The sequence below is a fragment of the Candidatus Accumulibacter sp. ACC007 genome (genome assembly GCF_907163205.1).
Classification (GTDB): domain Bacteria; phylum Pseudomonadota; class Gammaproteobacteria; order Burkholderiales; family Rhodocyclaceae; genus Accumulibacter; species Accumulibacter regalis.
This window is the reverse complement of sequence record NZ_CAJQUD010000001.1, coordinates 341,306-363,157: the sequence shown is the minus strand read 5'-3', so window position 1 is coordinate 363,157 and position 21,852 is coordinate 341,306. Positions and strand designations below refer to the sequence as shown.

Annotated in this window: 19 protein-coding genes and 2 tRNA genes; 8 read left to right on the top strand and 13 right to left on the bottom strand. The window is 66.0% G+C overall.

What is annotated here, in order from left to right:
• The first annotated feature begins 54 nt into the window (after nt 1-54).
• Entirely contained in the window at nt 55-1,974 is a 1,920-nt protein-coding gene (locus tag QZ634_RS01525; RefSeq protein WP_291864130.1) for a diguanylate cyclase, read from the top strand.
• A gap of 151 nt (nt 1,975-2,125) precedes the next feature.
• On the opposite strand, the gene fghA is transcribed toward QZ634_RS01525, so the two are convergent.
• From fghA to QZ634_RS01480, 9 genes are all read right to left on the bottom strand, one after another.
• On the bottom strand, nt 2,126-2,980 hold the full coding sequence (fghA, locus tag QZ634_RS01520; RefSeq protein ID WP_291984949.1) for an S-formylglutathione hydrolase: 855 nt from the start codon (nt 2,978-2,980) through the stop codon (nt 2,126-2,128).
• A gap of 8 nt (nt 2,981-2,988) precedes the next feature.
• Entirely contained in the window at nt 2,989-4,101 is a 1,113-nt protein-coding gene (locus QZ634_RS01515; RefSeq protein ID WP_291984947.1) for an S-(hydroxymethyl)glutathione dehydrogenase/class III alcohol dehydrogenase, read from the bottom strand.
• A gap of 91 nt (nt 4,102-4,192) precedes the next feature.
• A complete protein-coding gene (locus tag QZ634_RS01510; RefSeq protein ID WP_291984944.1) occupies nt 4,193-4,672 on the bottom strand; it encodes a DUF1178 family protein in 480 nt (159 codons plus the stop codon).
• A 37-nt stretch (nt 4,673-4,709) separates the two neighbouring features.
• Nucleotides 4,710-4,793, bottom strand: a tRNA-Leu gene (locus tag QZ634_RS01505).
• Nucleotides 4,794-4,864: 71 nt separating this feature from the next.
• Nucleotides 4,865-4,940 (bottom strand) — tRNA-Gly (locus QZ634_RS01500).
• A gap of 157 nt (nt 4,941-5,097) precedes the next feature.
• On the bottom strand, nt 5,098-5,514 hold the full coding sequence (locus tag QZ634_RS01495; RefSeq protein WP_291984942.1) for a biopolymer transporter ExbD: 417 nt from the start codon (nt 5,512-5,514) through the stop codon (nt 5,098-5,100).
• 16 nt (nt 5,515-5,530) lie between these two features.
• Nucleotides 5,531-6,265, bottom strand: coding sequence for a MotA/TolQ/ExbB proton channel family protein (locus QZ634_RS01490; protein ID WP_291864116.1), 735 nt, complete (start codon nt 6,263-6,265; stop codon nt 5,531-5,533).
• A gap of 14 nt (nt 6,266-6,279) precedes the next feature.
• Nucleotides 6,280-7,053, bottom strand: a complete 774-nt coding sequence (locus QZ634_RS01485) for an energy transducer TonB (RefSeq protein ID WP_291984940.1) — start codon at nt 7,051-7,053, stop codon at nt 6,280-6,282.
• Nucleotides 7,054-7,249: 196 nt separating this feature from the next.
• On the bottom strand, nt 7,250-7,654 hold the full coding sequence (locus QZ634_RS01480; RefSeq protein WP_291984938.1) for a DUF4332 domain-containing protein: 405 nt from the start codon (nt 7,652-7,654) through the stop codon (nt 7,250-7,252).
• Between the two features lie 406 nt (nt 7,655-8,060).
• Here QZ634_RS01480 and QZ634_RS01475 point away from each other — a divergent pair, with 406 nt between their 5' ends.
• Nucleotides 8,061-11,495 (top strand): neutral/alkaline non-lysosomal ceramidase N-terminal domain-containing protein, encoded by a 3,435-nt coding sequence (locus tag QZ634_RS01475; RefSeq protein WP_291984936.1) that lies wholly within the window; start codon nt 8,061-8,063, stop codon nt 11,493-11,495.
• 19 nt (nt 11,496-11,514) lie between these two features.
• Here the strand turns inward: QZ634_RS01475 and QZ634_RS01470 are convergent, their stop codons facing one another.
• Nucleotides 11,515-14,286: a patatin-like phospholipase family protein gene (locus QZ634_RS01470; protein ID WP_291984934.1), complete on the bottom strand. Its 2,772-nt coding sequence runs from the start codon at nt 14,284-14,286 to the stop codon at nt 11,515-11,517.
• A 131-nt stretch (nt 14,287-14,417) separates the two neighbouring features.
• Nucleotides 14,418-15,116, bottom strand: a complete 699-nt coding sequence (locus QZ634_RS01465; RefSeq protein WP_291984932.1) for an aspartate/glutamate racemase family protein — start codon at nt 15,114-15,116, stop codon at nt 14,418-14,420.
• A 273-nt stretch (nt 15,117-15,389) separates the two neighbouring features.
• On the opposite strand from QZ634_RS01465, the gene QZ634_RS01460 reads away from it, so the two are divergent.
• From QZ634_RS01460 to QZ634_RS01450, 3 genes are all read left to right on the top strand, one after another.
• Complete coding sequence (locus QZ634_RS01460) at nt 15,390-15,971, top strand: SCO family protein (protein ID WP_291984930.1); 582 nt, start codon at nt 15,390-15,392, stop codon at nt 15,969-15,971.
• An 18-nt stretch (nt 15,972-15,989) separates the two neighbouring features.
• Nucleotides 15,990-16,418 carry a DUF1318 domain-containing protein gene (locus QZ634_RS01455; protein ID WP_291984928.1) on the top strand — a complete coding sequence of 143 codons (429 nt, stop codon included), beginning with the start codon at nt 15,990-15,992 and terminating at the stop codon, nt 16,416-16,418.
• Nucleotides 16,419-16,581: 163 nt separating this feature from the next.
• Complete coding sequence (locus QZ634_RS01450; protein ID WP_291987937.1) at nt 16,582-17,031, top strand: copper chaperone PCu(A)C; 450 nt, start codon at nt 16,582-16,584, stop codon at nt 17,029-17,031.
• 22 nt (nt 17,032-17,053) lie between these two features.
• On the opposite strand, the gene QZ634_RS01445 is transcribed toward QZ634_RS01450, so the two are convergent.
• Entirely contained in the window at nt 17,054-17,980 is a 927-nt protein-coding gene (locus QZ634_RS01445) for a COX15/CtaA family protein (RefSeq protein ID WP_291984926.1), read from the bottom strand.
• Nucleotides 17,981-17,994: 14 nt separating this feature from the next.
• Nucleotides 17,995-19,044, bottom strand: coding sequence for a COX15/CtaA family protein (locus tag QZ634_RS01440; protein ID WP_291984924.1), 1,050 nt, complete (start codon nt 19,042-19,044; stop codon nt 17,995-17,997).
• 295 nt (nt 19,045-19,339) lie between these two features.
• Between QZ634_RS01440 and QZ634_RS01435 the strand changes: the two genes are divergently transcribed.
• The 3 genes from QZ634_RS01435 to QZ634_RS01425 are packed head-to-tail and all read left to right on the top strand — an operon-like array spanning nt 19,340 to nt 21,768.
• Nucleotides 19,340-19,489, top strand: a complete 150-nt coding sequence (locus tag QZ634_RS01435; protein WP_291864094.1) for a hypothetical protein — start codon at nt 19,340-19,342, stop codon at nt 19,487-19,489.
• Nucleotides 19,490-19,519: 30 nt separating this feature from the next.
• Nucleotides 19,520-20,059, top strand: coding sequence for a cytochrome c oxidase subunit II (locus tag QZ634_RS01430; protein WP_043564523.1), 540 nt, complete (start codon nt 19,520-19,522; stop codon nt 20,057-20,059).
• A gap of 14 nt (nt 20,060-20,073) precedes the next feature.
• On the top strand, nt 20,074-21,768 hold the full coding sequence (locus QZ634_RS01425) for a cbb3-type cytochrome c oxidase subunit I (protein ID WP_291984921.1): 1,695 nt from the start codon (nt 20,074-20,076) through the stop codon (nt 21,766-21,768).
• Nucleotides 21,769-21,852: the final 84 nt, after the last annotated feature.

Sequence of the window (21,852 nt, the reverse complement as noted above, 5' to 3'; positions counted from 1 at the left end):
GATGATCCGTGTTTTGTAGCATAATCGCCCGCAAATGCCGGAACCCAGACTTCCTTGATCAGCTTCGTCGACCCCGAACGCTACCGCTTGATGAAGGCGACCGGCAAATTGCCGTCGCCCAAAGGCGTTGCCTTCGCGATCATCACGCTTCTGCAGCGCGACGATTTCCGGGTGCTGGAACTGGTGCGCCTGGTCCAGTCGGACCCGGCGATTGCGGGGCGCTTGCTCAAGTTCGCCAACGCCGCCGCTTTTGGCCGCACGCGGCCGATTGTCTCCCTGCAGCGGGCAATCGTTGCCCTCGGATCGTTCAAGGTACGCGACCTGGTCATCGGCCTGTCGGTGATGCACAGCCACAAGACAGGCCAGTGCGCCGAGTTCGACTACACGTCTTTCTGGAGCCATTCGCTGGCCACGGGTATCGCTTGCCAGGAGCTCGCCCGTTTCGCGCAGATTTCCAGTGAAGACATCTTCACCATCGGCCTGCTGACCCGGGTCGGCGAACTGGCAATGGCCTCGCTCTACCCCGACGAGTACGCCGCGGTACTGATCGCGGCAAGGGAACTGCAACAGGATCTGGCGACTCTGGAGCGCGAACGCTTCGACATGGACCATCGCCAGCTCGGTGCCAGCATGCTCGCCGAGTGGGGATTGCCGGACATGCTGATCCAGGCTGCCTACCATCAGGAGCAGCCCGATGTCGCCGGCTTTCCCGACGGCTCGCGCTTGCAGACGCTGACCCACTCGCTCAACTTTGCCTGCTCGCTGGCCGAAATCTGCATGGCCGACGAGGAAGCTCGCTGGAGCCTGCTGCCGGGTCTGCTGACCCGGGCTGCGCGCCTGGGAGTCGGCGGTGACGCGCTCAACGACATGGTCGACCGGATGTCTCGGCGCTGGCGCGAATGGGGGGCGACGCTGCAGGTGCGTACGCAGGAACTGCCCCCGTTCGCCGAAATACTCGCCGCCAGCCCGCCCAGCCTGAGGGTCAGCGCCGCCAACGCCGAGCAAACGGGCAAGGCGGCCGGGCAGCGCCTGCAGGTACAGGTGCTCGGCGTTCCGGCCGCCGAGCTGCCCACGCTGATGGAACAGATCGAACAGCTCGGACATCTGCCGGTGCTGCTCGACAGCACCCCGGAAGGACTGAAGCAGGCGCTGCGCCAGCCGGCGCAAATCGTTATTGCCGACATGTCGATGCCCGGACTCAAGGCGGCCGTTTTCTGCCGCATCCTGCGCCAGACGAGTGCCGGCAAGGAGACCTACGCCCTGCTCCTGGCTTCGCCGGAAAGTGAGGGCCACATCGTCGAGGCCATCGACGCCGGCGCCGACGACGTGCTGGTCAAGCCGCTGACCGTACAGACCTTGCGCGTGCGGCTGAATACCGCCACGCGAATGATTCTGCTGCGCGCGGAGATTCAACGCGAGCGCCGGGGCATCATGCGTTCGACAGGCGAGTTCGCCGTCGCCCACAAGCGCCTGCTGCAGGATGCGCTGACCGATACGCTGACGCAGCTCCCCAACCGGCGCCACGGCCTCGACTTTCTGGCCTCGGAATGGGCATTCTCGCAGTCCAACGCGCTGCCCATGGCCTTTCTGCTGCTCGATATCGACCACTTCAAGCGCATCAACGACAGCCACGGGCACCCTGCCGGCGATGCCGTCCTGCGCCAGCTCGCCGACCTGCTCAAGCGTACCTCGCGCGGCGAGGATCTGGTTTTTCGCTACGGTGGCGAGGAGTTCGCCGCGGTGCTGCCGAACGCCAACGCGCGCGCCGCGGCGCAGATCGCCGAACGCATCCGGGCGATGGTCGAAAAATACGATTTCGTGTGGGAACATCAGGCGCTGCCGGTCAGCGTGAGTATCGGCGTAGCGCCGGCCAGTGGTTCCGAAAAAGACAGCCAGGCGCTCATCCAGGCCGCCGACGCAGCGCTCTACCAGGCGAAGAACGAAGGTCGCAACCGGGTTATCGTCGCCAGCTGAGAAAGCCAAGCGACGGCTGGATTTCGCCCGCTCCACACCGCGCTCCCCGCAGCGCCGAATCCGGGCCAGCATTCCCCATCACCCACACCCCGTCATTGCGAGGAGCGGGCGCGTGTGGCGGCGGGCAGACCGCTGGCAGCGACCGACCGGCTCAGCGAGCGAGCAGGGCCGCGGCGTGGTGGCGCAGGTGGTCGTCGATGAAGCTGGCGATGAAATAGTAGCTGTGGTCGTACGCGGGGTGCACACGCAGGCGCAGCGGATGACCGACAGCGGCACAGGCCTGGCGCAGCTTCTCGGGCTGCAGTTGGGCGAGCAGAAAACCGTCCGCCTCGCCCTGGTCGACGAGCAGGGGCAGGCGTTCGCCAGCGCTGGCGATCAACTCGCAGGCATCCCACTCCTTCCATGCGCAACGCTCGTCGCCGAGATAGCGGGCGAAAGCCTTCTGCCCCCAGGGGCTGTCGATGGCGTGGCTGATCGGGGCAAAAGCCGATACTGCCCGGTAACGGCCGGGGTTGCGCAAGGCGCAGACCAGCGCACCGTGGCCGCCCATCGAATGACCGCTGATGGCGCGCCGCGAGTCGATCGGCAACTGCGCTTCGATCAGCGCCGGCAGTTCCCGGACGACGTAGTCGTGCATCCGGTAATTCTCGGCCCACGGCTGCTGCATGGCGTCGAGGTAGAAACCGGCGCCATGCCCGAAGTCCCAGGCGCCTTCCGGATCACCCGGCACATGCGCGCCGCGTGGACTGGTATCGGGGGCGACGATGGCCACGCCCAGCTCGGCAGCCAGGCGCTGTGCACCGGCCTTGTGCATGAAATTCTCGTCGCTGCAGGTCAGCCCGGACAGCCAGTACAGCGCCGGCACCTTGCCGCTCTCGGCCTGCGGCGGCAGGTAGACGGAAAACACCATCGCGCAGCGCAGGGTCGCCGACGAGTGCCGGTAACGTCGCTGCCAGCCCCCGAAGCAGCGGTGGGCGGCAAGTTCTTCGAGCGCAGCAGTGGTCATCGGCAGGCTCAGAAGCGGATCACCGAGCGGATGCTCTTGCCTTCGTGCATCAGCTCGAAAGCGTGGTTGATGTCCTCCAGCCCCATGGTATGGGTAATGAAGGTGTCGAGCGGAATCTCGCCACTCTGCGCGCGTGCCACATAGCCCGGCAGCTCGCTGCGGCCACGCACGCCACCAAACGCCGAACCCCGCCAGACGCGGCCGGTGACCAGCTGGAACGGTCGCGTCGAAATTTCCTCGCCAGCGCCGGCGACGCCGATGATCACCGATTCACCCCAGCCCTTGTGGCAGCATTCGAGTGCCGCGCGCATCACCTTGACGCTGCCGATGCATTCGAAAGAGTAGTCGACGCCACCGTCGGTCAGGTCGACGATCACTTCCTGGATCGGGCGATCGTGATCGGCCGGATTGACGCAGTCGGTCGCCCCGAGTTGCCGGGCAATGGCAAATTTGGCCGGGTTGGTATCGATGGCGATGATCCGCGCCGCCCTGGCCATCACCGCCCCGATCACCGCCGACAGGCCGATACCGCCGAGTCCGAAGATGGCCACCGTTGCCCCGGGCTCGACCTTGGCGGTATTGAGCACCGCACCGATGCCGGTGGTCACGCCGCAGCCGAGCAGGCAGACCTTCTCCAGCGGCGCATCCTTGGCGATCCTGGCCAGCGAGATCTCCGGCAGCACGGTGTATTCGCTGAAGGTCGAGGTGCCCATGTAATGGAAGATCGACTTGCCCTGGTGCGAGAAGCGGCTGCTGCCGTCGGGCATCAGGCCCTTGCCCTGGGTGGCGCGAATGGCCTGGCAGAGGTTGGTCTTGCCCGAGGTGCAGAAGCTGCACTTGCCGCATTCGGGCGTGTACAACGGAATCACGTGGTCGCCAACGACCACCGAAGTCACCCCCGCGCCGACGGCCTCGACGATACCGCCGCCCTCATGACCGAGAATGCAGGGAAACAGTCCTTCGGGGTCGGCGCCGGAAAGCGTGAACGCATCGGTATGGCAAACACCGGTGGCGACGATGCGCACCAGCACCTCGCCGCTGCGCGGCGCCTCGACGTCGACTTCGGTGATTTCCAGAGGCTGTCCTGCAGCCCAGGCCACGGCAGCGCGTGCTTTGATCATCGACAACTCTCCTTGATGGTTGGGGTGACCGGCGCCGGCACGCGTCCGTGGCTGGCCATACCCGGCGCAGCAGGCGGCCGTCGGCCGTGCATCAGTGCAGGTCTTTCACTTTCAGGCGTGGCAAACGGAGGACATCGACCCCCTCTTCACGCAGCGCTTCGTATTCCTCGTTGCTCGCCTGGCCGCGAATCGAGCGTTCCGGCGCCTCCAGGTAGTGGATCCTTCTCGCCTCTTCGGCGAAGCGGTCGCCGACATCCTCGCAATTGGCCAGCAGCATCGTCGTCAGTTGTTGCAAGGTCGACCGCGCGCCGGCACGCGGATCGATGGCCGGCGTTTGCGCAGGCAGCACGGGCGCGACTGATGCGGCCGCGACGGGTGCTGGCGCTGCCTCTTCCGCAATCTTCGCCTGACCACCGACATGGAGCGCCGACGGTACGCGACGAACCTGCAGCGAACCGCAATCCGGGCAGCTGATCAGGGAACGCGACGACTGGCGGTCGAAATCGTCGCGCGACTTGAACCAGCCTTCGAAGCGATGCTCGTGCTGACAGGAAAGGTCGAAAATGATCATCGGAAACCTGGGCAGAGAGCCGGCGGTGAAAGGGTCGTGCCCGGAGCCGGGATCGAACCGGCACAGCCGCAAGGCCGAGAGATTTTAAGTCTCTTGTGTCTACCTATTCCACCATCCGGGCGCGGCGGCCAATTATACCTGCCCCGAAATGAAAGAAAGGGAAAGTGCGTGGCGCACTTTCCCTTCGATGTCTGGAGCGGGAGAAGAGTCTCGAACTCTCGACCTATACCTTGGCAAGGTATCGCTCTACCAACTGAGCTACTCCCGCTTGGAAGCATTTCTGGCGCCGCGCAGTGCGTCCGGGAGACCCGGCGCGAAGTGCAGGATTCGCGACAACCAGCGCCGCGCATTATCCGCATGCCTGCTGGCGCTGTCAACCCGTATGGCACGGCACTGCGGTACACGGCGGGCGGTGCGGCGGCCGGCTACGGCAGCGGTTCGGTGACGAAGGCTATTTTCACCAGGCCGGCGCGCTGGGCGTCGGCGAGAACCTCGGCGACGCGCTCGTAGCGCGTTCCGCGGTCGGCGCGCAGGTGCAGCTCGATCTGCCCGTCGCCGGCGCTGACGGCAAGCAAACGCGCGCCCATCTCGCTGCGCTCGACGGGCTGGCCGTCGATGAAGACGTCGCCGGCGGCATCGATGGCCACCGACAACACCCGCGGTGGATCATCGAGCCTGCTGGCATCGACACGCGGCAACTCGATCGGCACCGCGTCGTGAAAGAGTGGCGCGGTGATGATGAAGATCACCAGCAGCACGAGCATCACGTCGACCAGCGGCGTGGTATTGATTTCCGCCATCGGTTGGCTGCTGCCACTGTTTTCGAATGAACCAAAGGCCATTGCGCTCTCCTCTTGCTCAGCCGCTGCGCCCGCCACGAACGACGCCCAGGTCGACCAGCTTGTCGCCCGGCCGACCACGCAGACCGGTGGTCAGGTAGGCGTGCAGGTCGTGCGCAAAGCCGTCCAGCCGAGCCAGCGTCAGGCGATTGCCGCGGGTGAAGGCGTTGTAGGCGAGCACCGCCGGAATGGCCACGAAGAGGCCACCGGCGGTCATGATCAGCGCCTCGCCGACGGGGCCGGCGACCTTGTCGAGGACCACCTGCGTGGCCCCTGAAAGGCCCACCAACGCGTGATAGATTCCCCACACGGTCCCGAACAGGCCGATGAACGGTGCCGTCGAGCCGACCGAGGCGAGAAAGGTGAGCCCGGATTCGATACTCGCCTGCGCGTCGACGATCTGGCTGCGCAGCGAGCGGGTGACGAACTCGCTGACGCTGACTCCGGCGCCGATGCCGCGATCCGAGTGCTCGCGATGCAGACCCGCGGCGTTGGCGCCGGCGACCGCCATGCTGGTGAAAATACCGGTCCTGTCTTGACCACGGATCGCCTCGATCGCCGCCGGCAGGCTCGGCGCCCCCCAGAACGACGCCAGCGCGCGTGCATGACAACGCTTGGCCTGCCAGACGGCGTGCGCCTTGACGGCGATCACGTACCAGCTGACCACCGACAGGAGGACCAGCAGTATGGCCACTGAATGCGTCACCAGATCGCCCTGCGCCCAGAACTGCGCCAACCCCAACTCCATTCGCATAATACTTTCCTGTCCTAATCGTGCAGATTGAATTGTAACGGTACCAGCACCGACGACTCGATTGCCGCACTCCCATGGCGGGCGGGAACGAATCGCCAGCGTTCGACGGCGGCCCTGGCCGCCTCGTCCAGGCGCCGAAATCCGCTCGCCTGTTTGATCTCGACGCTCACCGGCAGGCCCTCGGCGCTGACGGTGACGCGCAGAACGACGTGCCCCTCCTCGCCCAGGCGGCGCGACGCCGCCGGATAGAGCGGATGCGGATTGCGCAGATAGTCGGCGTCGAAACGAGCGCCGACCACCGCTGCAACCGACGCCGGTGCCGGCGCCGGTGCAGATTCCACTCCTGGCGACGGCGCTTGCGGCGCGGCGGCGACAGAAGTCGTCGCCGGCGCCGTCGCGGCCGCCGTGAGCAGCGGCGGCGAGATTCTTTTTGCCGGCGCCGCCAGAACCGGTGCCGGCTTCGGCCGAGCGGGTTTTCTTGCCGGTTTGGCAGCCTTCGGCGCAGTGGCCGCCACTGGCGGTTGCACGTTTTCTGCCGGGGCCGCGATCCTGATCGGCTCGGCAACCCGCGGCGGCGGGCGAAGTTCCAGCACGCGAACGCTCAGTGCCGGCAAGGCCGCTGCAGGCGTCTGCCGGCTGACCACGCCAAAAGCGACAAACAGCCCGGCCAGGTGTACGCCCAGCACGACGACGACGAACACAGCCAGACGCCAGGCGGACGGCCGCCGTTCTGGCGGCAGTTCAAAGTACGCGGAAGGGGGATGCGTCGGGCGCGGGATGTCGCTCAAGCCGGTCGGCTTTCAGCGTGAACTGAAAGGTGATGTGAAGGGCGACATTCTATGCCGACGCGCCCCTATCCGGCTGCGGCATTTGGTCCCAGCGCCTTGCTCGGCGGCCGGGGACGCCCGGTGAACGACCCTGGCCGGCGATCAGGCGGCAGGCGACAGCGAACCCTGCTCGCCTGCCGCGGGGCTCATGGCCAGCCTAATGCGTGATGACGCGCGGCAAGTCCTTGGCCTGCCCCACCCAGTCCTCAACCTGCGCCAGGCCTGGCACCTGGCGAACGAGCTTCTTTTCCTCGTTCAGCTCAGCCATTTTCGCGTGCAGGTTTGCCGCGTTGCGCTGCGCGAGCTCGGGAACCGTATCGACGCCGGCGCATTCGAGAAGGTCGGCATACTGGGTGCTGACGCCCTTGATTCTCGACAGGTCGGCGCGATTGGCCCAGCCGAGCAGGAGTTTTTCGCTGATCCCCGTTTTCTCCGCAGTTTCCTTGCGCCCGCTTTTTTGGCAGCATGTCGTCAACAGGCTCTCCAGCGAAGCGACTCCCGCCTCGGCAAGCTTGGCCGCGTAGGCCTCGCCAATTCCTTCGATTTCAGTCAGTTTTGCCACGTCCTTGTCTCCTTGGATGCTTGATGGGTGAACTGCGCGGACCCTGCCGCCTGCCTTACGCGCCAGAGGCGACGAATCGACTTGCTCGAGCGCTGCGCTGGTGATCGAGAAGTGCGAGGCGAAGTGGTGGCGGCAAAGGTCGCGCGATTGAAGCGACACGATAAGCGGTGCCGAGGGCATTGTAAGGCCGGGCCAACGCTTGTCAAAACGGCAGCACGCCGACGGCCAGAAAGCGGCTCGCGCAGGGTCAGGAATCGCGTCACAGGCGACGACCCATTGCAGTCCGTGCACGATCTGTCAAGATCGAGCTGCCCGCCTGCCATTGGGCACGCGCCGTCGATTCGCAAACCTTGCGTTACCCCTTCGGCCAGACGCTTTTCGTTCCCCACTCGCGCGGAGACGACCCATGCCCACCCCCGTCATGCCCACCGATCTGAAACTGGCCGTCAACGCCTTCATGGCCGACCACCGCGCGCAGCTCGCCCTCGCCGATAGCAAGGCGCAGCTGAGCGAACTCGGCGCTTTCGGCCGCAGCCTGCGGCTGTCCGGTAATGCCCTGGCCCCGCTGGCCGAGCAACAGCAGGGGGCCAAGACGGCGCTGGAGTGGATGATGAAAGTCCCCGAAGCGCTGCTCGACAATGACGCCGCGCCCCTGGTCGAGCCCGCGTCGCTGAACCTGAAAGCCGCCCACCTGGCCGTGCAGGATGGGCTGCAGGTGCTGACCCTGGGCGTGAAGGCCCTGCTTGGCGCCGGCACACCACCCGCCGGCAAGGCGCCGCAAGCACTCCTGCATCTGGCCTTCGGTGCGGATGCGGCATCGATCGCCCTGCGCAAGCCTCTGCTCGACCGCAAGGCACCGGGTTTGCCGCCCGCACCGGGGCTCGACCGCCCCGGCCTGGCGGGACTTCCCGACATCGACCGGCTGGTCCGTGAGGGGACGCTGCGCGAGCTGGTACGCACCTTCGCCGAGTGCGGCTACGCCGCGCAAATGGAGCGTGACTGGGTTGACCATGTGCTTCCCTTCGCTCGAGTGACCCGGCTGAAGGCCGATCCGCCCTGTGCCGGTGGCAAGCTGCATATCACCTACGAGCGCTTCGGGCTGCAGCCGCCCGCCATCGACCAGGTGGCCGACATCGTCGTCTCGTTGCCCACGCGCAACGGCTGCACCCATGTCAGCCTGCGGCAAATCGATGCGGACTTCTTCGACCCCCGACGCTGGCGCGACGCAGGCACCCTCGTCTTGCCTCTGCCGGCGGACGTGGTCGGTGGTGCAGTGGGATTCTTTTCACTGCCACCCCCCTTCGCCAGTGGTGGTCCGTGCACCGGCGGCAGCCTGGCCACGGCGGCGGGCATGTTCCAGAGTGTCATGGCCAAGCAGGCGGGCGACGCCTATGCGCTGCAATTCGCTCAGCAGGTGGTGGACCTGGCCAACCGCGCCGAGGCCGGTCGCCACCGGCCGCTGCCCTGTGCCGTGCTGCAGCGCGACAGGCTGAACCTGCTGAGCGCCGGAGCAGCGATCATCAACGGCTTCGTCGTTGTCGAGCTTGGCAACGTCCACCCGCGCGGAAGCGTCACTCTCGAGTGGTCCACTTTCAATGCCCAGCGCGTGGAGATTTTTGCGCGCGACGTGGCCGGCTCGGAAAACGAGCACCAGTTACCGCCTGTCGGCGCGCTGCTGGCCCCGCACGGGCGTATCGTGCTGCCGGTGCCATGCACCCGGCGCTGGGAGGCCGAGTACGTGCTGCTGGCCAGCAACGACAACGGCTGCACGGCACAGCCGGCGCAGGCCACGGTCAGACTGCAGAGCGGCTTCAGCGACTACCGCGTCGGCTGCGCCCGGGCGAGCGTCACCGATCGCCGCAAGGGCCTGGGCATGGCCGGCTTCGCCTACAAGCGCCAGACGACATCCGGTGACGTGCTCAGCGAGCAGTTCGCACGCGCCTTCGTGGTCGAGGAAAACAGTGCCGCTCCGAATCGGCAGCGCCTGATCATGGTGGTGGCCGACATCTGGACGTGCACCCAGATCGTCAAGCGCGAAGTGATCCGGCGCATCAACGAACGTTTCAACCGGCCGGCCAACGACCCGGTAGTGAGCATGGACAACCTCCTGATCGCCGGCACGCACACCCACGCCGGACCGGGTGGCTATTCGGAATACCTGCTCTATAACCTCACGGTCGGCGGCTTCGAGCAGGGGGTCTTCGAGACCATCGTCGACGGCATCAGCGATGCGGTGACGCATGCGCTGACGGTCACCGCACCCGGGCGCATCTACATCAACGCCGCCGAACTGCCCGACGTCGGCGCCAACCGCTCGTTTGCCGCCTACCAGCGCAACCCCGAGTACGCCGCGGGCGCCGGACCCGAGCAGTGGACCGACCGCGAGATGCTGCTCCTGAAGTTCGTCGTTGACGAGAACAACCGTGGCCGGCAGCGGCCCATAGGGGCACTCAACTGGCATGCCGTCCATCCCACCAGCCTGGGCCAGTTCAACCGGCGAATCTCGGGGGACAGCAAGGGGCACGCCGAGCTGGCCTTCGAAGCCGACATCCAGAACCGGACCGACTGGCGTGGCGGCAGCTTCGTCGCCGCCTTCGGCAACGGCTGCGCTGGCGACGTGTCGGGCAACCTGGAACTCGACGCGCAGGGCAACGAAACCTCGTTCAAACCGCTGGGCGGCGAGTTGGTGCTGCTCGACGTGCTGCCGCCAATGCTCGGCAATGACCCACCGGACGGTGCCGTGTTCCCGCCTCTGTTGCGCGCGCCCGACGCCTGGATACGCGACCAGGAGCGCATGCGCCTGCTCGGCGATCGCCAGTCCCAGCACGCCATCGAACTGTTCGACAAGGCGACGACCGAACTCACCGGCCCGCTTGCCTGCACCAGCGTGTTCCTCGACATGGCCCGCGGCATACCGATCATCGGGCTGCCCGGCGAGCGCACCTGGGCGGCAGCACTGGGCGTTTCCTTCGGCGCGGGCAGCACCGCCGACAGCATTGCCTACGCCACGGTCGGCCCGCTGGACATCGACGCGGCGATCATCGAAGGCATGACCCGCGCCGAGTTCACGACCGGCGGCATCCAGGCCTGGAGCACGGGGCTGTTCCTGCTCGGCACGCAGGCCCCGGCGCTGGCGCTGGCGCTCTCGTCGGCAATCGTGCCGGCGGGACCGGCACTCAGCGTTCTGCTGCAGGCCATCGCCCTGATGCCGGGGATGCCTCTGGCACGCTCCTATTTCTTTGCCAGTCTGGCCCCGCTGCTGCTGCCCGGAGAGGCCAACGCGCAACGCCCGGTCGTGCCGGGCAAGGTGACCGAATGGGAGATGCCCATGCCGGACAGCCTGGACGCCGCCTTCGTGACCGGTCACGGCGACAAGCCGGTGATGTTTCCGGTCGGGCTGAGCAAGCTGCGCTCGCGTCCCGAGGCGGGCGGCGCGTGGACCAGCGTGGACTGCCCGATGGTCCCCAACGTGGTGCCCCTGCAATTACTGCGCATCGGCAGTCTGGCCGTGGCCGCGGTGCCGGCGGAGTTCACCGCCACGTCCGGGCGACGGCTCAAGCAGCGACTGCACCAGGCCTTCGCCGGCAAGCTTAGCCACGTCGCGGTGTCCAACTACAGCAACGGCTACTCCGGCTACGTGGCGACCAGGGAGGAGTACGGCGCCCAGCACTACGAAGGCGCGTCCACCCTGTACGGCCCGCACACCCTGGACGCCTACCTGCAGACTTTCGCGGCCCTGGCTGTTCGCCTGCAGGGCGGCAACGTGCCCATCTTCGGCGCCAGCGCGCCCTTTGTCGCGCCGGCGATCTACCGCAAGCAGGGCGCGGCCAGCACGCCCTGAGTCAACGGCCGCCGGCGCCTCAAAGCGCCGCCGGCGGTGTCGCCGCGGCCACCTGGCGGACCACCGAACTGACCATCTCGGCCCAGGGGTTGAGGTTGCGCGGCAGGTAGTCGCAGGGGCCCCAGGCCTGCCAGCCCCTTTCGATTCCCGGCGGCAGGCACTGGCGCCGATTCTGGCACAGCTGCAGGCGCTGGGCCATCAGCTCGCGTTGCCGCTGCAACTCGATACGCACCAACTCGAGAGCCTCCGGGCTGGCGGCAAACTGGATTTCAACCAGGCCCACGTCGGGTGGGCAGGCGCCGTTGGCGAGGAACGACTGGCGCCAGCTGATCAGCCGCGAGCGCACCCACTGGCTGCTGTTGTCGCGCAGATAGCGGCGCAGGGAAGCGTCTTCCTGCAGCTCTTCGTAGGCGCGCAGGTAACCATAGTCGCGGTTTATCTGCACCAGGCCCGCCTCGATCTGGAAGGTGCTGCACACCTCGATCAGCGGCTCGATCACGCGCACCGGCACACCCCAGCCTGCATAGGGTGCGAGCTGGCGCCGTTCGCCGGAGTCGAACAACAACTCGAAGCTGCGCGCGCCGATATCCTTCAGCACCGCCCGGTCGAAGTTCTCCACCGCCGGCCTTGGACTGGCAAGGATGGCGATCACTTCGTCGGCACCGGCCTGGAGCGCGGCCTCGATGGGGATGTTCTCGGTCACACCCCCATCGCTGTAGTGCGCGCCGTCGCCAAGGCGCACCGGCGCAAAGGCCACCGGGATCGACGCCGATGCCTGCAGGGCGCTGATCAGGTCGTTGTACGCGCGGCCGCTGGCAAAGGCACCGGTTTCGGTGACGTATTCGGTCGCCCCGGTGTCCAGGCTGGTGACGGCGACGCGCAGCTTGATTCCCGAGCTGGCAATCCGAGCCGGCTTGACCGAGGCCTGCAGCTTGCCCAGCACCGGGTCGAGGAGGAGCAGCGAGCGACTGTTCACCAAGGCCTGGGTGGCCTGGATGATCTTGCCCACGGTCAAGCCGATACGCAAGGCTTCGTTGATGATGTTGCTGACGGTAAACACCACCCCCGCACCGCCCATGTTGCCCAGCTGCGACGCCACCCCATTGAAGGCCGAGGCGACCATGTCCAGGGTTTGCGCCGTGGGTGACGGCGTCGGATGCCAGGCCAGCATGCGCTCCAGGTTGACGTTGTCGAGCAGCCGCAGGCCTTCGCTGCCGAGGTTGCGCAGCAGGCTGCGCAAGGGCCCGCTCAGAGAGAAGAAGTCGGCCGGCGTGCGCAGGCTGGCCCACAAGGCTTCGAGCTCGGCCAGTCCGTTGGCACCCTCGGCGATCTTGGCGGCGTTGAGCGCGCCCACCGAGGCACCGCTGACGATGTCCGGGCGCAGCCCGTAGGCGTCCACCAGGCAGCGCATGGCGCCGACCTCGAAAGCGCCTTTGGCGCCGCCGCCGCCCAGTGCCCAGGCGCTGCGGCTGCGCATCTCGACGGCCAGCTCGGCGCTGACGCTGCCACAGGGGTTGCTGGCGGTAAGGATGTAGCGTCCGTTCCACGCCCCGGTGCCGCGCAAGGGGGCAAAACGGTGCGCCCCCTGTTCGGCAAGCGTTCCCGGCACCGTCGGCAGTTGCCGCGGACCCGCCTTGCGGATGCTCACCGTGTCGGCGTTGACCACATGCCAGTCCAGCACCAGCTCGCTGCTTGGACGCAGCAGCACGGGATTGCTCTGGTTGCCCGTAAACGCCACCACGTACGGCTTGCCACCGCGAAACCAGTTGCCCTGCGTCGGCGTGATGGCCGCGCTGTGGAACGAATCCAGGGCCTGCATCAGGTCTTGCATGCCTGCCGCCGCCTTGGGCCCCAGGCAGTGGGTGACCTCTCCCGCAAAAGCCTGCGCTGCCGGCCCCACCAGTTCACCGGCCTCGGCATTGCCGTCGACAAAACCCACCGCCCCGACACCGACCTGCGCCGGGGCGGTGGCGCGAATCAGCGTATCGCTCCAGTCGCTGGCCGGCACGCTCACCACGACGTTGCCGGAGCTGCTGGGGAACACCAGCGAACGACCCGCCGGCTGCGGCTGGCCAAAACCGTGACCGTGGATTTCGACACGCGTACCCGGGCAGCCACGCGCTGGCGACAGGCGCTCGATCACCGCCCCGCCCGCTTCGCGCGGCGCACTGCTCAGTGCCGCGCCGAGCTGGTGCATGGCTTTGTACACCCCGACCAGGCAAGTGTTGCCGAGCAGCTTCTGGTAAGGAATCAAGGGCATCTCCGGCGTACCCAGCTTGGGCAGCCTGGGCATCGGATAGGCAAGCCGGCCCAGCAGGCCCTTGCGCAGCTCCTGGCGCAGCGGGTCGACACCCAGGGCGAGCTGGAAGCTGGCGTCGCTGCGCTGCTCGTCCCAGTCCCCGCTCGCCGCACCCAGCAGGCAACTGGCCAAGGTCAGTGCGGCGTTGACCGCGTAGGCCTCGGCGGCGTCCGCGTACTCGCCTTCCTTCTGGCCGAAAAGCGCCGGCGCGGCCAGGGCCGGCTCGGGCAGCACGTCCTCCAGGGGGCGCGACCAGACGGCCATGTCTCCCAGTTGGGCCATGGCCGCCACGCCACCCCAGCGCGGCACTGCCAACACCCGCCCCGCACCCAGCAAGCCATCAACGCTGCCCAGGCCCAGTTTGTCCACACTGGCGCGCTCATCGTCGGGCAGATCGAGGGTCGCGATGGCCAGCGGGCGCAGTGACGGCCGCTGCACGGCATCCAAGGTGGCGGGCAGGAGCTTCAGGCTGGACTGCAGGTCATAGGGCACGGAACGCTCCTCGGCAAGAGTAATGATTTTTCGACTTTATATCCCGGCGCGAGCGCTTTTCGCAAACAAAAAAAAGAGCGCCTCCCGGCTGGCCGACGGATGGACTCGGCGCCCGGCCGCGCCGCCCCGAGTCATCTGTCGGCCAGCGCGCGTTCGGCTGCCGCCCGGGCATGGATTCGCGTCGTGTCGAAAAGCGGAACGGAGGCGTCGCCGGCAGTGATGAGCAGCGAGATTTCGGTGCACCCGAGGACCACTGCCTGCGCGCCGCTGGCCACCAGCCCCCCGATGATGCGCCGGTACTCGGCACGCGACGAGGCACGCAGCTGACCGACGCAAAGCTCCTCGTAGATCACCCGATGGACGATTTCACGGTCGGCGGCGTCAGGAAGAATGACCTCGATCCCCCGTCGGCGCTGCAGCCGTTCGCGATAGAAGGTCTGCTCCATCGTGAAGCGCGTGCCGAGCAGGCCGACCCGGGAAAAACCGGCGCCGTCGATTTCGTCGCCCGTCGGATCGGCGATATGCAGCAAGGGCAGCGCGACGGCAGCCTCGATCGCCGGCGCGACGCGGTGCATGGTGTTGGTGCACAAGACCAGGAATTCGGCACCGCCCGCGGCGAGCGAACGCGCGGCTTGCGCCATCTGCTCGCCCGCCGTGCTCCAGTCACCGCGGCGCTGGAGGTCCTCCAGCGGCTGGAAATCGACGCTGTGGAGCAGCAGCCGCGCCGAATGCAGGCCGCCGAGTCGCGCCTGCACCGTTTCGTTGATGATACGGTAATAGGAAATCGTCGACTGCCAGCTCATGCCACCGATCAGACCAATCGTTTTCACGCCAAGCCCTCCTGCCTCGCTATCCGACCTTGCTATCCACTGCGCGTGCCCGGCCCATGGCCATCGTCGTCGGCAAAGCCGCAATCAGCCAGGCCACTGGCCGCCCGTGCCGGCGGCTCCGCGGCCCGGCGGAAGATATCCGGTATCCCTGGGTGATCGCTGCAGAATGACCGACAATGGTTAACCTGTATCAAGGCGCCCGGGCTGCGCAGCCCGGAGAATACCGCCCTCCTCGTTGTGTGCAGCAGACTTTCGCAACCAGCAAAGACGACCATGAAAATCCTTTCGACGCTGATCCTGTCCATCACGCTGCTGCTCGCGGCGTGTTCTCAACCGGTTGCCTTCAAGTCAAGCGACATCACCGGCGTCGATTGGGGAAAGACCCTGAGCCTGACCGACCACAACGGCAAGCCGCGCCAGCTGGCTGATTTCAAGGGCAAGGCGATCGTCCTCTTCTTCGGTTACACGCAGTGTCCCGACGTCTGCCCGACGACGCTGCTGGCCATGCGTGACGTGCTCAAGCGCCTCGGCGACGACGCCAGTCGCGTGCAGGTCCTTTTCGTCACCCTGGATCCGGAACGGGACAGCGCGCAACTGCTGTCCGGCTACGTCACCGCCTTCGATCCGAGCTTCATCGGCCTGCGTGGCGACGACGCCGCCACTGCCGCCGCCGCCAAGGAGTTCAAGGTCTTCTACGCCAAGCAGGCCGGCAGCGCGCCAGACACCTACGCCATGGACCACAGTACCGGCAGCTACGTTTTTGACCCGCAGGGTCGGTTACGCCTTCTGGTCCGCCACGGGGAGCCCGCCGATAGCGTCGCCGCCGACATCAAGCTGCTGCTCGCTGGCCAATGATCCTTCAGGAACCCCGATATGAAACGCTTCCTCCCGCTACTGCTCCTCGCCTTCCTTTCCCTGCCGCTTTCGGCAGCGCCGCCGAGTGAGGACATCAATCTCGATATCGGCACCCCGCCGGTGATCATCGTCAAGCATAGCCTGGCGCAGCGCAGCTCGCGCCTGGTCTATTTTTACGACCCCGGGATCATCGGCCTGGGTAACGACGGCATGATCAAGATGCGTGACGACAGCAGGCTCAACCTGCCGCAACGCCAGATCGCCGGAAAACTCATCGACCAGGAAAACCCGGACCGCAATTCGCTGATCTACGCGATTGCCGAAGGCCACGGCGGCCAGCAGTTCGAGCCGGCCGTTCGCGCGGCGCAGATCAAGCGCTGGAAAGCGCAGTTTCACTCCGGCTGGTGGGTCGAAGATGCCCAGGGCAACTGGAGCCAGAAGCCCTGACCCCTGCGCCGGCGGGCGCGCGGCCCGTGCTGCGCCGTGTGCCGCGAGTGCGGCGTCTGCGGCATCTTGTCGCACCGGACGACGCGGGCCCGCCGTTTATAATCAGCGGCTTTTGATGATCATGAAGGAGTACGGCTTGAAAGCGACACGAACCCCACTGGCGATGGCCCTCCTGTTCAGCCTGGCCGCGACGGCAGCGCTGGCCGCCGATGTCGAGGTCAGGGACGCCTGGGTGCGCGGAACGGTGACCGGCCAGCAGGCGACCGGCGCTTTCCTGGAAATCACCAGCAAGTCGGGCGCAGCGCTCGTCGGCGCCACCAGCCCGGCCGCCGCGATCAGTGAAATCCACGAAATGAAGATGGACGGCGGGGTCATGAAAATGCGCGCCGTCGCACGCCTTGAACTGCCGGCCGGCCAGCCGGTGCAGCTTGCCCCTGGCGGCTACCACGTGATGCTGATGAAGCTGAAGCAGCCACTGAAGAAGGGTGATTCGGTGCCGCTGACGCTGCACATCGAGGGCCCCGACAAGACCATGCAGGCCGTCGAAGTACAGGCCGCAGTGCGCGACCTGACCGCCAGCGGGTCATCGGCCAGCGAGCACGGCAAACACTGAGCGTTTGCCCGCGTCGGGCAGGTCAGCGGCGCAGCAGGCTGGCCAGAGCGGCGAGCAGCGCAGCGGCACAAACGCCATGCGCGATCGCCAGCCACAGACTGAAGCCGCTGATCACGGTCAGCGCCCCGAGCGCCAGCTGTGCGGCCAGGAGCACCAGCAGCGCCAGGGCCGCCTTCCGCGTCGCAGCGTCGGCGAGCGCCTGCCAGGCAGCGCCGCCGAGCACGACCAGCGAAAACAGCGCGCTCCAGCGATGCAGCAGATGCAGGCTCAGCCCCCCGGCCTCACCCGCCGGCGGCACGCCAGCCAGGGTCGCCAATGGCTGCACAGCCGCCCAGCCGGCCGCCGTCGGCCACCAGGCACCTGCACAGTCGGGGAACGAAGGGCAGGCCAGGACGGTGTAACGGGCGCCGATCAGTGCGCCGACGACAACCGTCAGGGACAGCGCGGCAGCGCCCAGACGCAGCGCCAGTCGCGGCGGCCGCGGAGAATGGGCAGATCGCTCCCCTGCAAACGCCGTTTCCGCACTGCTCGCGAGCACCACTCGCCACGAACAGGTGACCAGGGCAAGACCGCCGAGGATGTTCAGGAAAGTCACTGCCACCAGGCGCGGATCCGAACTCCACCAACCGAGCATGGCCAGCGCCAGCACCAGCAAGAGCAGCACCCCTGCCGGACGTGCCGGCGCCGGCAGCGACGGACGGCGCCAGCACAGCCAGGCCAGATGGCAAGCCACGAGCAGCGCCAGCGAGGCCGCAGCGCGATGCAGCAGGCGCAGCGGGCCGAAAGTCTGCGCCGGCGGCTCGCCGCCCAGTATCGCCGCGTAGCAGGCCGGCCAATCGGCACAACCAAGGCCTGCTGCTGCAAGCCGCAGCCAGGCGCTGAGCAGCACCACCAGCAGCGACAGCGCGGTCAGTAGGCAGGCCGCGTTACGGATTTTCCGCAGTCGCAAGCCCTGGCCGGCAATCAAACGCTGCGGCCCACCGCCGACGGCACGCGCAGTTCGTGATTCAACCACAGCAGCAGGCCGAGAACGACCATCGCCCCGCCCTGGTGTGCCGCGCCGAGACCGACCGGAACGGCGAGCAGCAAGGTCGAGATACCCAGTACGATCTGCACGAAGACGGCTGCCAGCACGAAGGTTGCCGCCAGGCGAGCGCTGCGCGAAACCGCCGCCGCCCTGATCTTCCACCATAACCAGGGGACCAGAAAGGCCAGCAACCATGCGCCCAGGCGGTGATCGAACTGCACCAGCGCCATGTTGTTGAAGAAATTGAGATACCAGGGATCGATGATGAAGCTTTCCGGCGGCAGGAAATGCCCGTTCATCAGCGGAAAGCTGTTGTAGGCCTTGCCCGCCCGAATTCCGGCGACCAGGCCACCGCTGACGACCATGTAGCCAACCAGGATCGCCAGCCAGAAGGCGAAGCGCTGCAAACCCTTCAGCGTCGCATCCGCGGTCACGCGCACGCGCTCCTCGAGCAGGCCGAGCGCCAGCCACATCATGGCCACGAAGATCAGGAAGGCCAGCGACAGGTGCGCCGTCAGGCGATACTGACTGACGCGCGGATCGTCGATCAGGCCGCTCTTGACCATGTACCAGCCCATCGCCCCCTGCAGGCCACCGAGAACGAAGATCCCCAGCAGCTTGGGCATCAGCGGCGGATCAATTCTTCGTCGCCAGCAAAAATAGACGAAAGGCAAGAGGAAGGCGACGCCGATCAGTCGCCCGAGAACACGGTGCCAGTACTCCCAGAAAAAGATGCCCTTGAACTCGTCGAGCCCCATCCGGTGGTTGACCTTCTGGTACTCGGGCGTCTGCTTGTACTTCTCGAAAGTCTCGTCCCATTCGGCCTGATTGAGCGGCGGAACGATACCGACGATCGGCTTCCACTCGACGATCGACAGACCGGAATGGGTCAGGCGGGTGACGCCGCCGACGACCAGAATTGCAAACACCATGGCGCTGCAGACGAACAACCAGAGCGCGACATGCCGGCGAGCGACTTTATCCATACCGAAAACCCGGGGAAAGAGAGGAAAGCGAAGCGCGAATTATAGGCTCTTTGCCGGCCCTCTTGAGTGCTCCCGGCGCTGCGACCGGCGGTCGCAGCGCCATGCCTGGAAGGCAGATGATTGCTGGCTTTGCCGCCAGTCGGCGTCTTTCCGGGTTCTTGACGTGAATCAAATCAAAGGCGGGGCAAGTGCAGGTATTCTTCGCCCAATTGTGCCCGGAAAGCTCAAGAAATTTTTACGTTATCGGCAACTTACCAAGCGCCACAAGCGCCAATCAGCGATGGAGGATTCACCCATGGTCGACGACAAAGACGACGACATCCCGTTCATGCAGAAGCTGCTCGACAACCACTTCCTGCTCCTGTTTCTCGGTGTGGCGTCACCGGGGCTGCTCTACATCCTGTGGGGCATCATCGACATCATGAACACGCCGGTCGCCAAGTAAGCCAGCCAGTCACCTCAGGGAGAAACAAATATGAGTGCAATTCTGCCGCCGTCAGATCGGCTCTGGTGGAAGCAACCCATCGACAAGGTCGAATGGGCGTGGATAGCGATTGCCTTCGTGTGGGGGATGATCATGTTCGGCATGATGATCTACTGGCACATATACGGTAAGCAGAACCTGTCCAACGAGGCCTACAAGACCACCCCCGAACTGTTCGCCGCCAAGGCCGAGAAGTTCATCGCCGAGAACACCATCCGCACCGAGACCGACCAGGACATCCCGGTGGTCAGGGTGCCGCCGGGTGGCGACGGCTACCTGATCGCCCGCCTCTGGGCCTGGTACCCGATCCTCGAACTCGAGGAAGGTCAAACCTACAAGATTCACCTCTCGTCGATGGACTACAACCACGGCTTCTCGCTGCAACCGGTCAACATCAACATTCAGGTAATCCCCGGTTACGAGCACGTGGTGAAGATGACACCCACCAAAAAGGGCACCTATGCCATCGTCTGCAACGAATTCTGCGGCATCGGCCATTCCTGGATGCTCGGCCGTATCTACGTGAAATAAGGGGGAGTAAATAGATGGCAACCACGTACCGCACCTGTCCAATCTCGGGAATGCAGTTTGAGGACCAGGCCGAGAAACTGATGCGCTGGAACGCCGTCGCCGGCGTCCTCTGGCTGCTCGTCGGCGGCATCACCGCCCTGCTGGTGATCCTTACCCGCTGGCCGGCGATCAAGCTGCTGCCGGCCGACCAGTTCTACCTGATTCTCACCGCCCACGGCATCGACATGCTGATCCTGTGGATCCTGTTCTTCGAAATGGCCGTTCTCTACTTCGCCTCATCGACGCTGCTCCGCTGTCGACTGGCGACACCGAAGATCGCCTGGCTCGGCTTCTGGCTGATGGTCGTCGGCGGCATCATCACCAACGTCGCCATCTTCCAGGGTGAATCGAGCGTCATGTTCACCTCCTACGTTCCGATGCAGGCGCAGCCGCACTTCTACCTGGGCATCATCCTGGTGGCTGTTGGCGCGCTGCTCGGTACCTGCGTCTTCTTCGGCACGCTGGTCGTCGCCAAGAAGGACAAGACCTATGAGGGCTCGCTGCCACTGGTGACCTTCGGCGCGCTGACCGCGGCGATCATCGCCACCTTCACCATCCTTTCCGGTGCCGGCATCCTGATCCCGACCTTCTTCTGGTCGATGGGCTGGATCAAGGAAATCGACGCCCAGCTGTACCGCATGGTCTGGTGGGGCCTGGGGCACTCGTCGCAGCAGATCAACGTTGCCGCGCACGTCTCGGTCTGGTACCTGACCGCCGCCGTGCTCTTCAACGCCAAGCCGCTGTCCGAGAAAGTCTCGCGCTTTGCCTTCCTGCTCTACATCCTCTTCCTGCAACTGGCCAGTGCGCACCACCTGCTGTCCGACCCGGGCATGAGTGCCGAGTGGAAAGTGCTGAACACCTCGTACTTCATGTACTTCGCGGTGATGGCGTCGATGATCCACGGCTTCACGGTCCCGGGCGCAATCGAAGCGGCGCAACGGCGCAGAGGTTTCACCAACGGCATGTTCGAATGGCTGCGCAAGGCGCCGTGGGGTAACCCGGTGTTCTCGGGCATGTTCATCTCGCTGGTCAGCTTCGGCTTCCTCGGCGGCATCTCCGGTGTCGTCCTCGGCACCGAGCAGATCAACATGCTGATGCACAACACCTTCTACGTCCCGGGCCACTTCCATACCACGGTGGTCAGCGGCACGACACTGGCCTTCATGTCGATCACCTTCCTGCTCGTCCCGGTGCTCTTCCGGCGCGAACTGATCCTGCCCAAGCTGTGCCAGATCCAGCCCTACCTGTACGGCATCAGCATGGGCGTTCTCGGCCTGGTGATGATGGGCGCCGGTACGCTGGGCGTCTCCCGCCGGCACTGGGACATGGCCTTCTCGGGCGCACCGTTCCAGTATGAATGGCCGGGTGCTGCCTACCTGATGATGGGCCTGACCGGTATCTTCGGGGTCATCGCCGTCATCGGTGGTGGCCTGTGGATCCTGCTCATCGTCGGCTCGCTGCTCTTCGGCAAGAAACTCGACGGCGGAAAGGTCTCCGACAAGCCGACCCCGATCCCGGGCAACACGCAAGCGGCCTCGGCCGTCGCGCACGGCAGCGACCACATCCCGGTCCCCGGTACCGTCGTCCTGGCCTTGCTGCTCTTCGTGTCCTTCGTGCTCTACTACTTCGTCAACTGGAAGTACCTGTCCGAAGTCTGGCTGCTCAGCTGATCGAGCGCTCCCCCACGCCCATGGCGTGGGGGCCTGCCTCAATCGGGCCTGGGGAACAGCTCCAGGCCCGATTCAAGCAGGTCC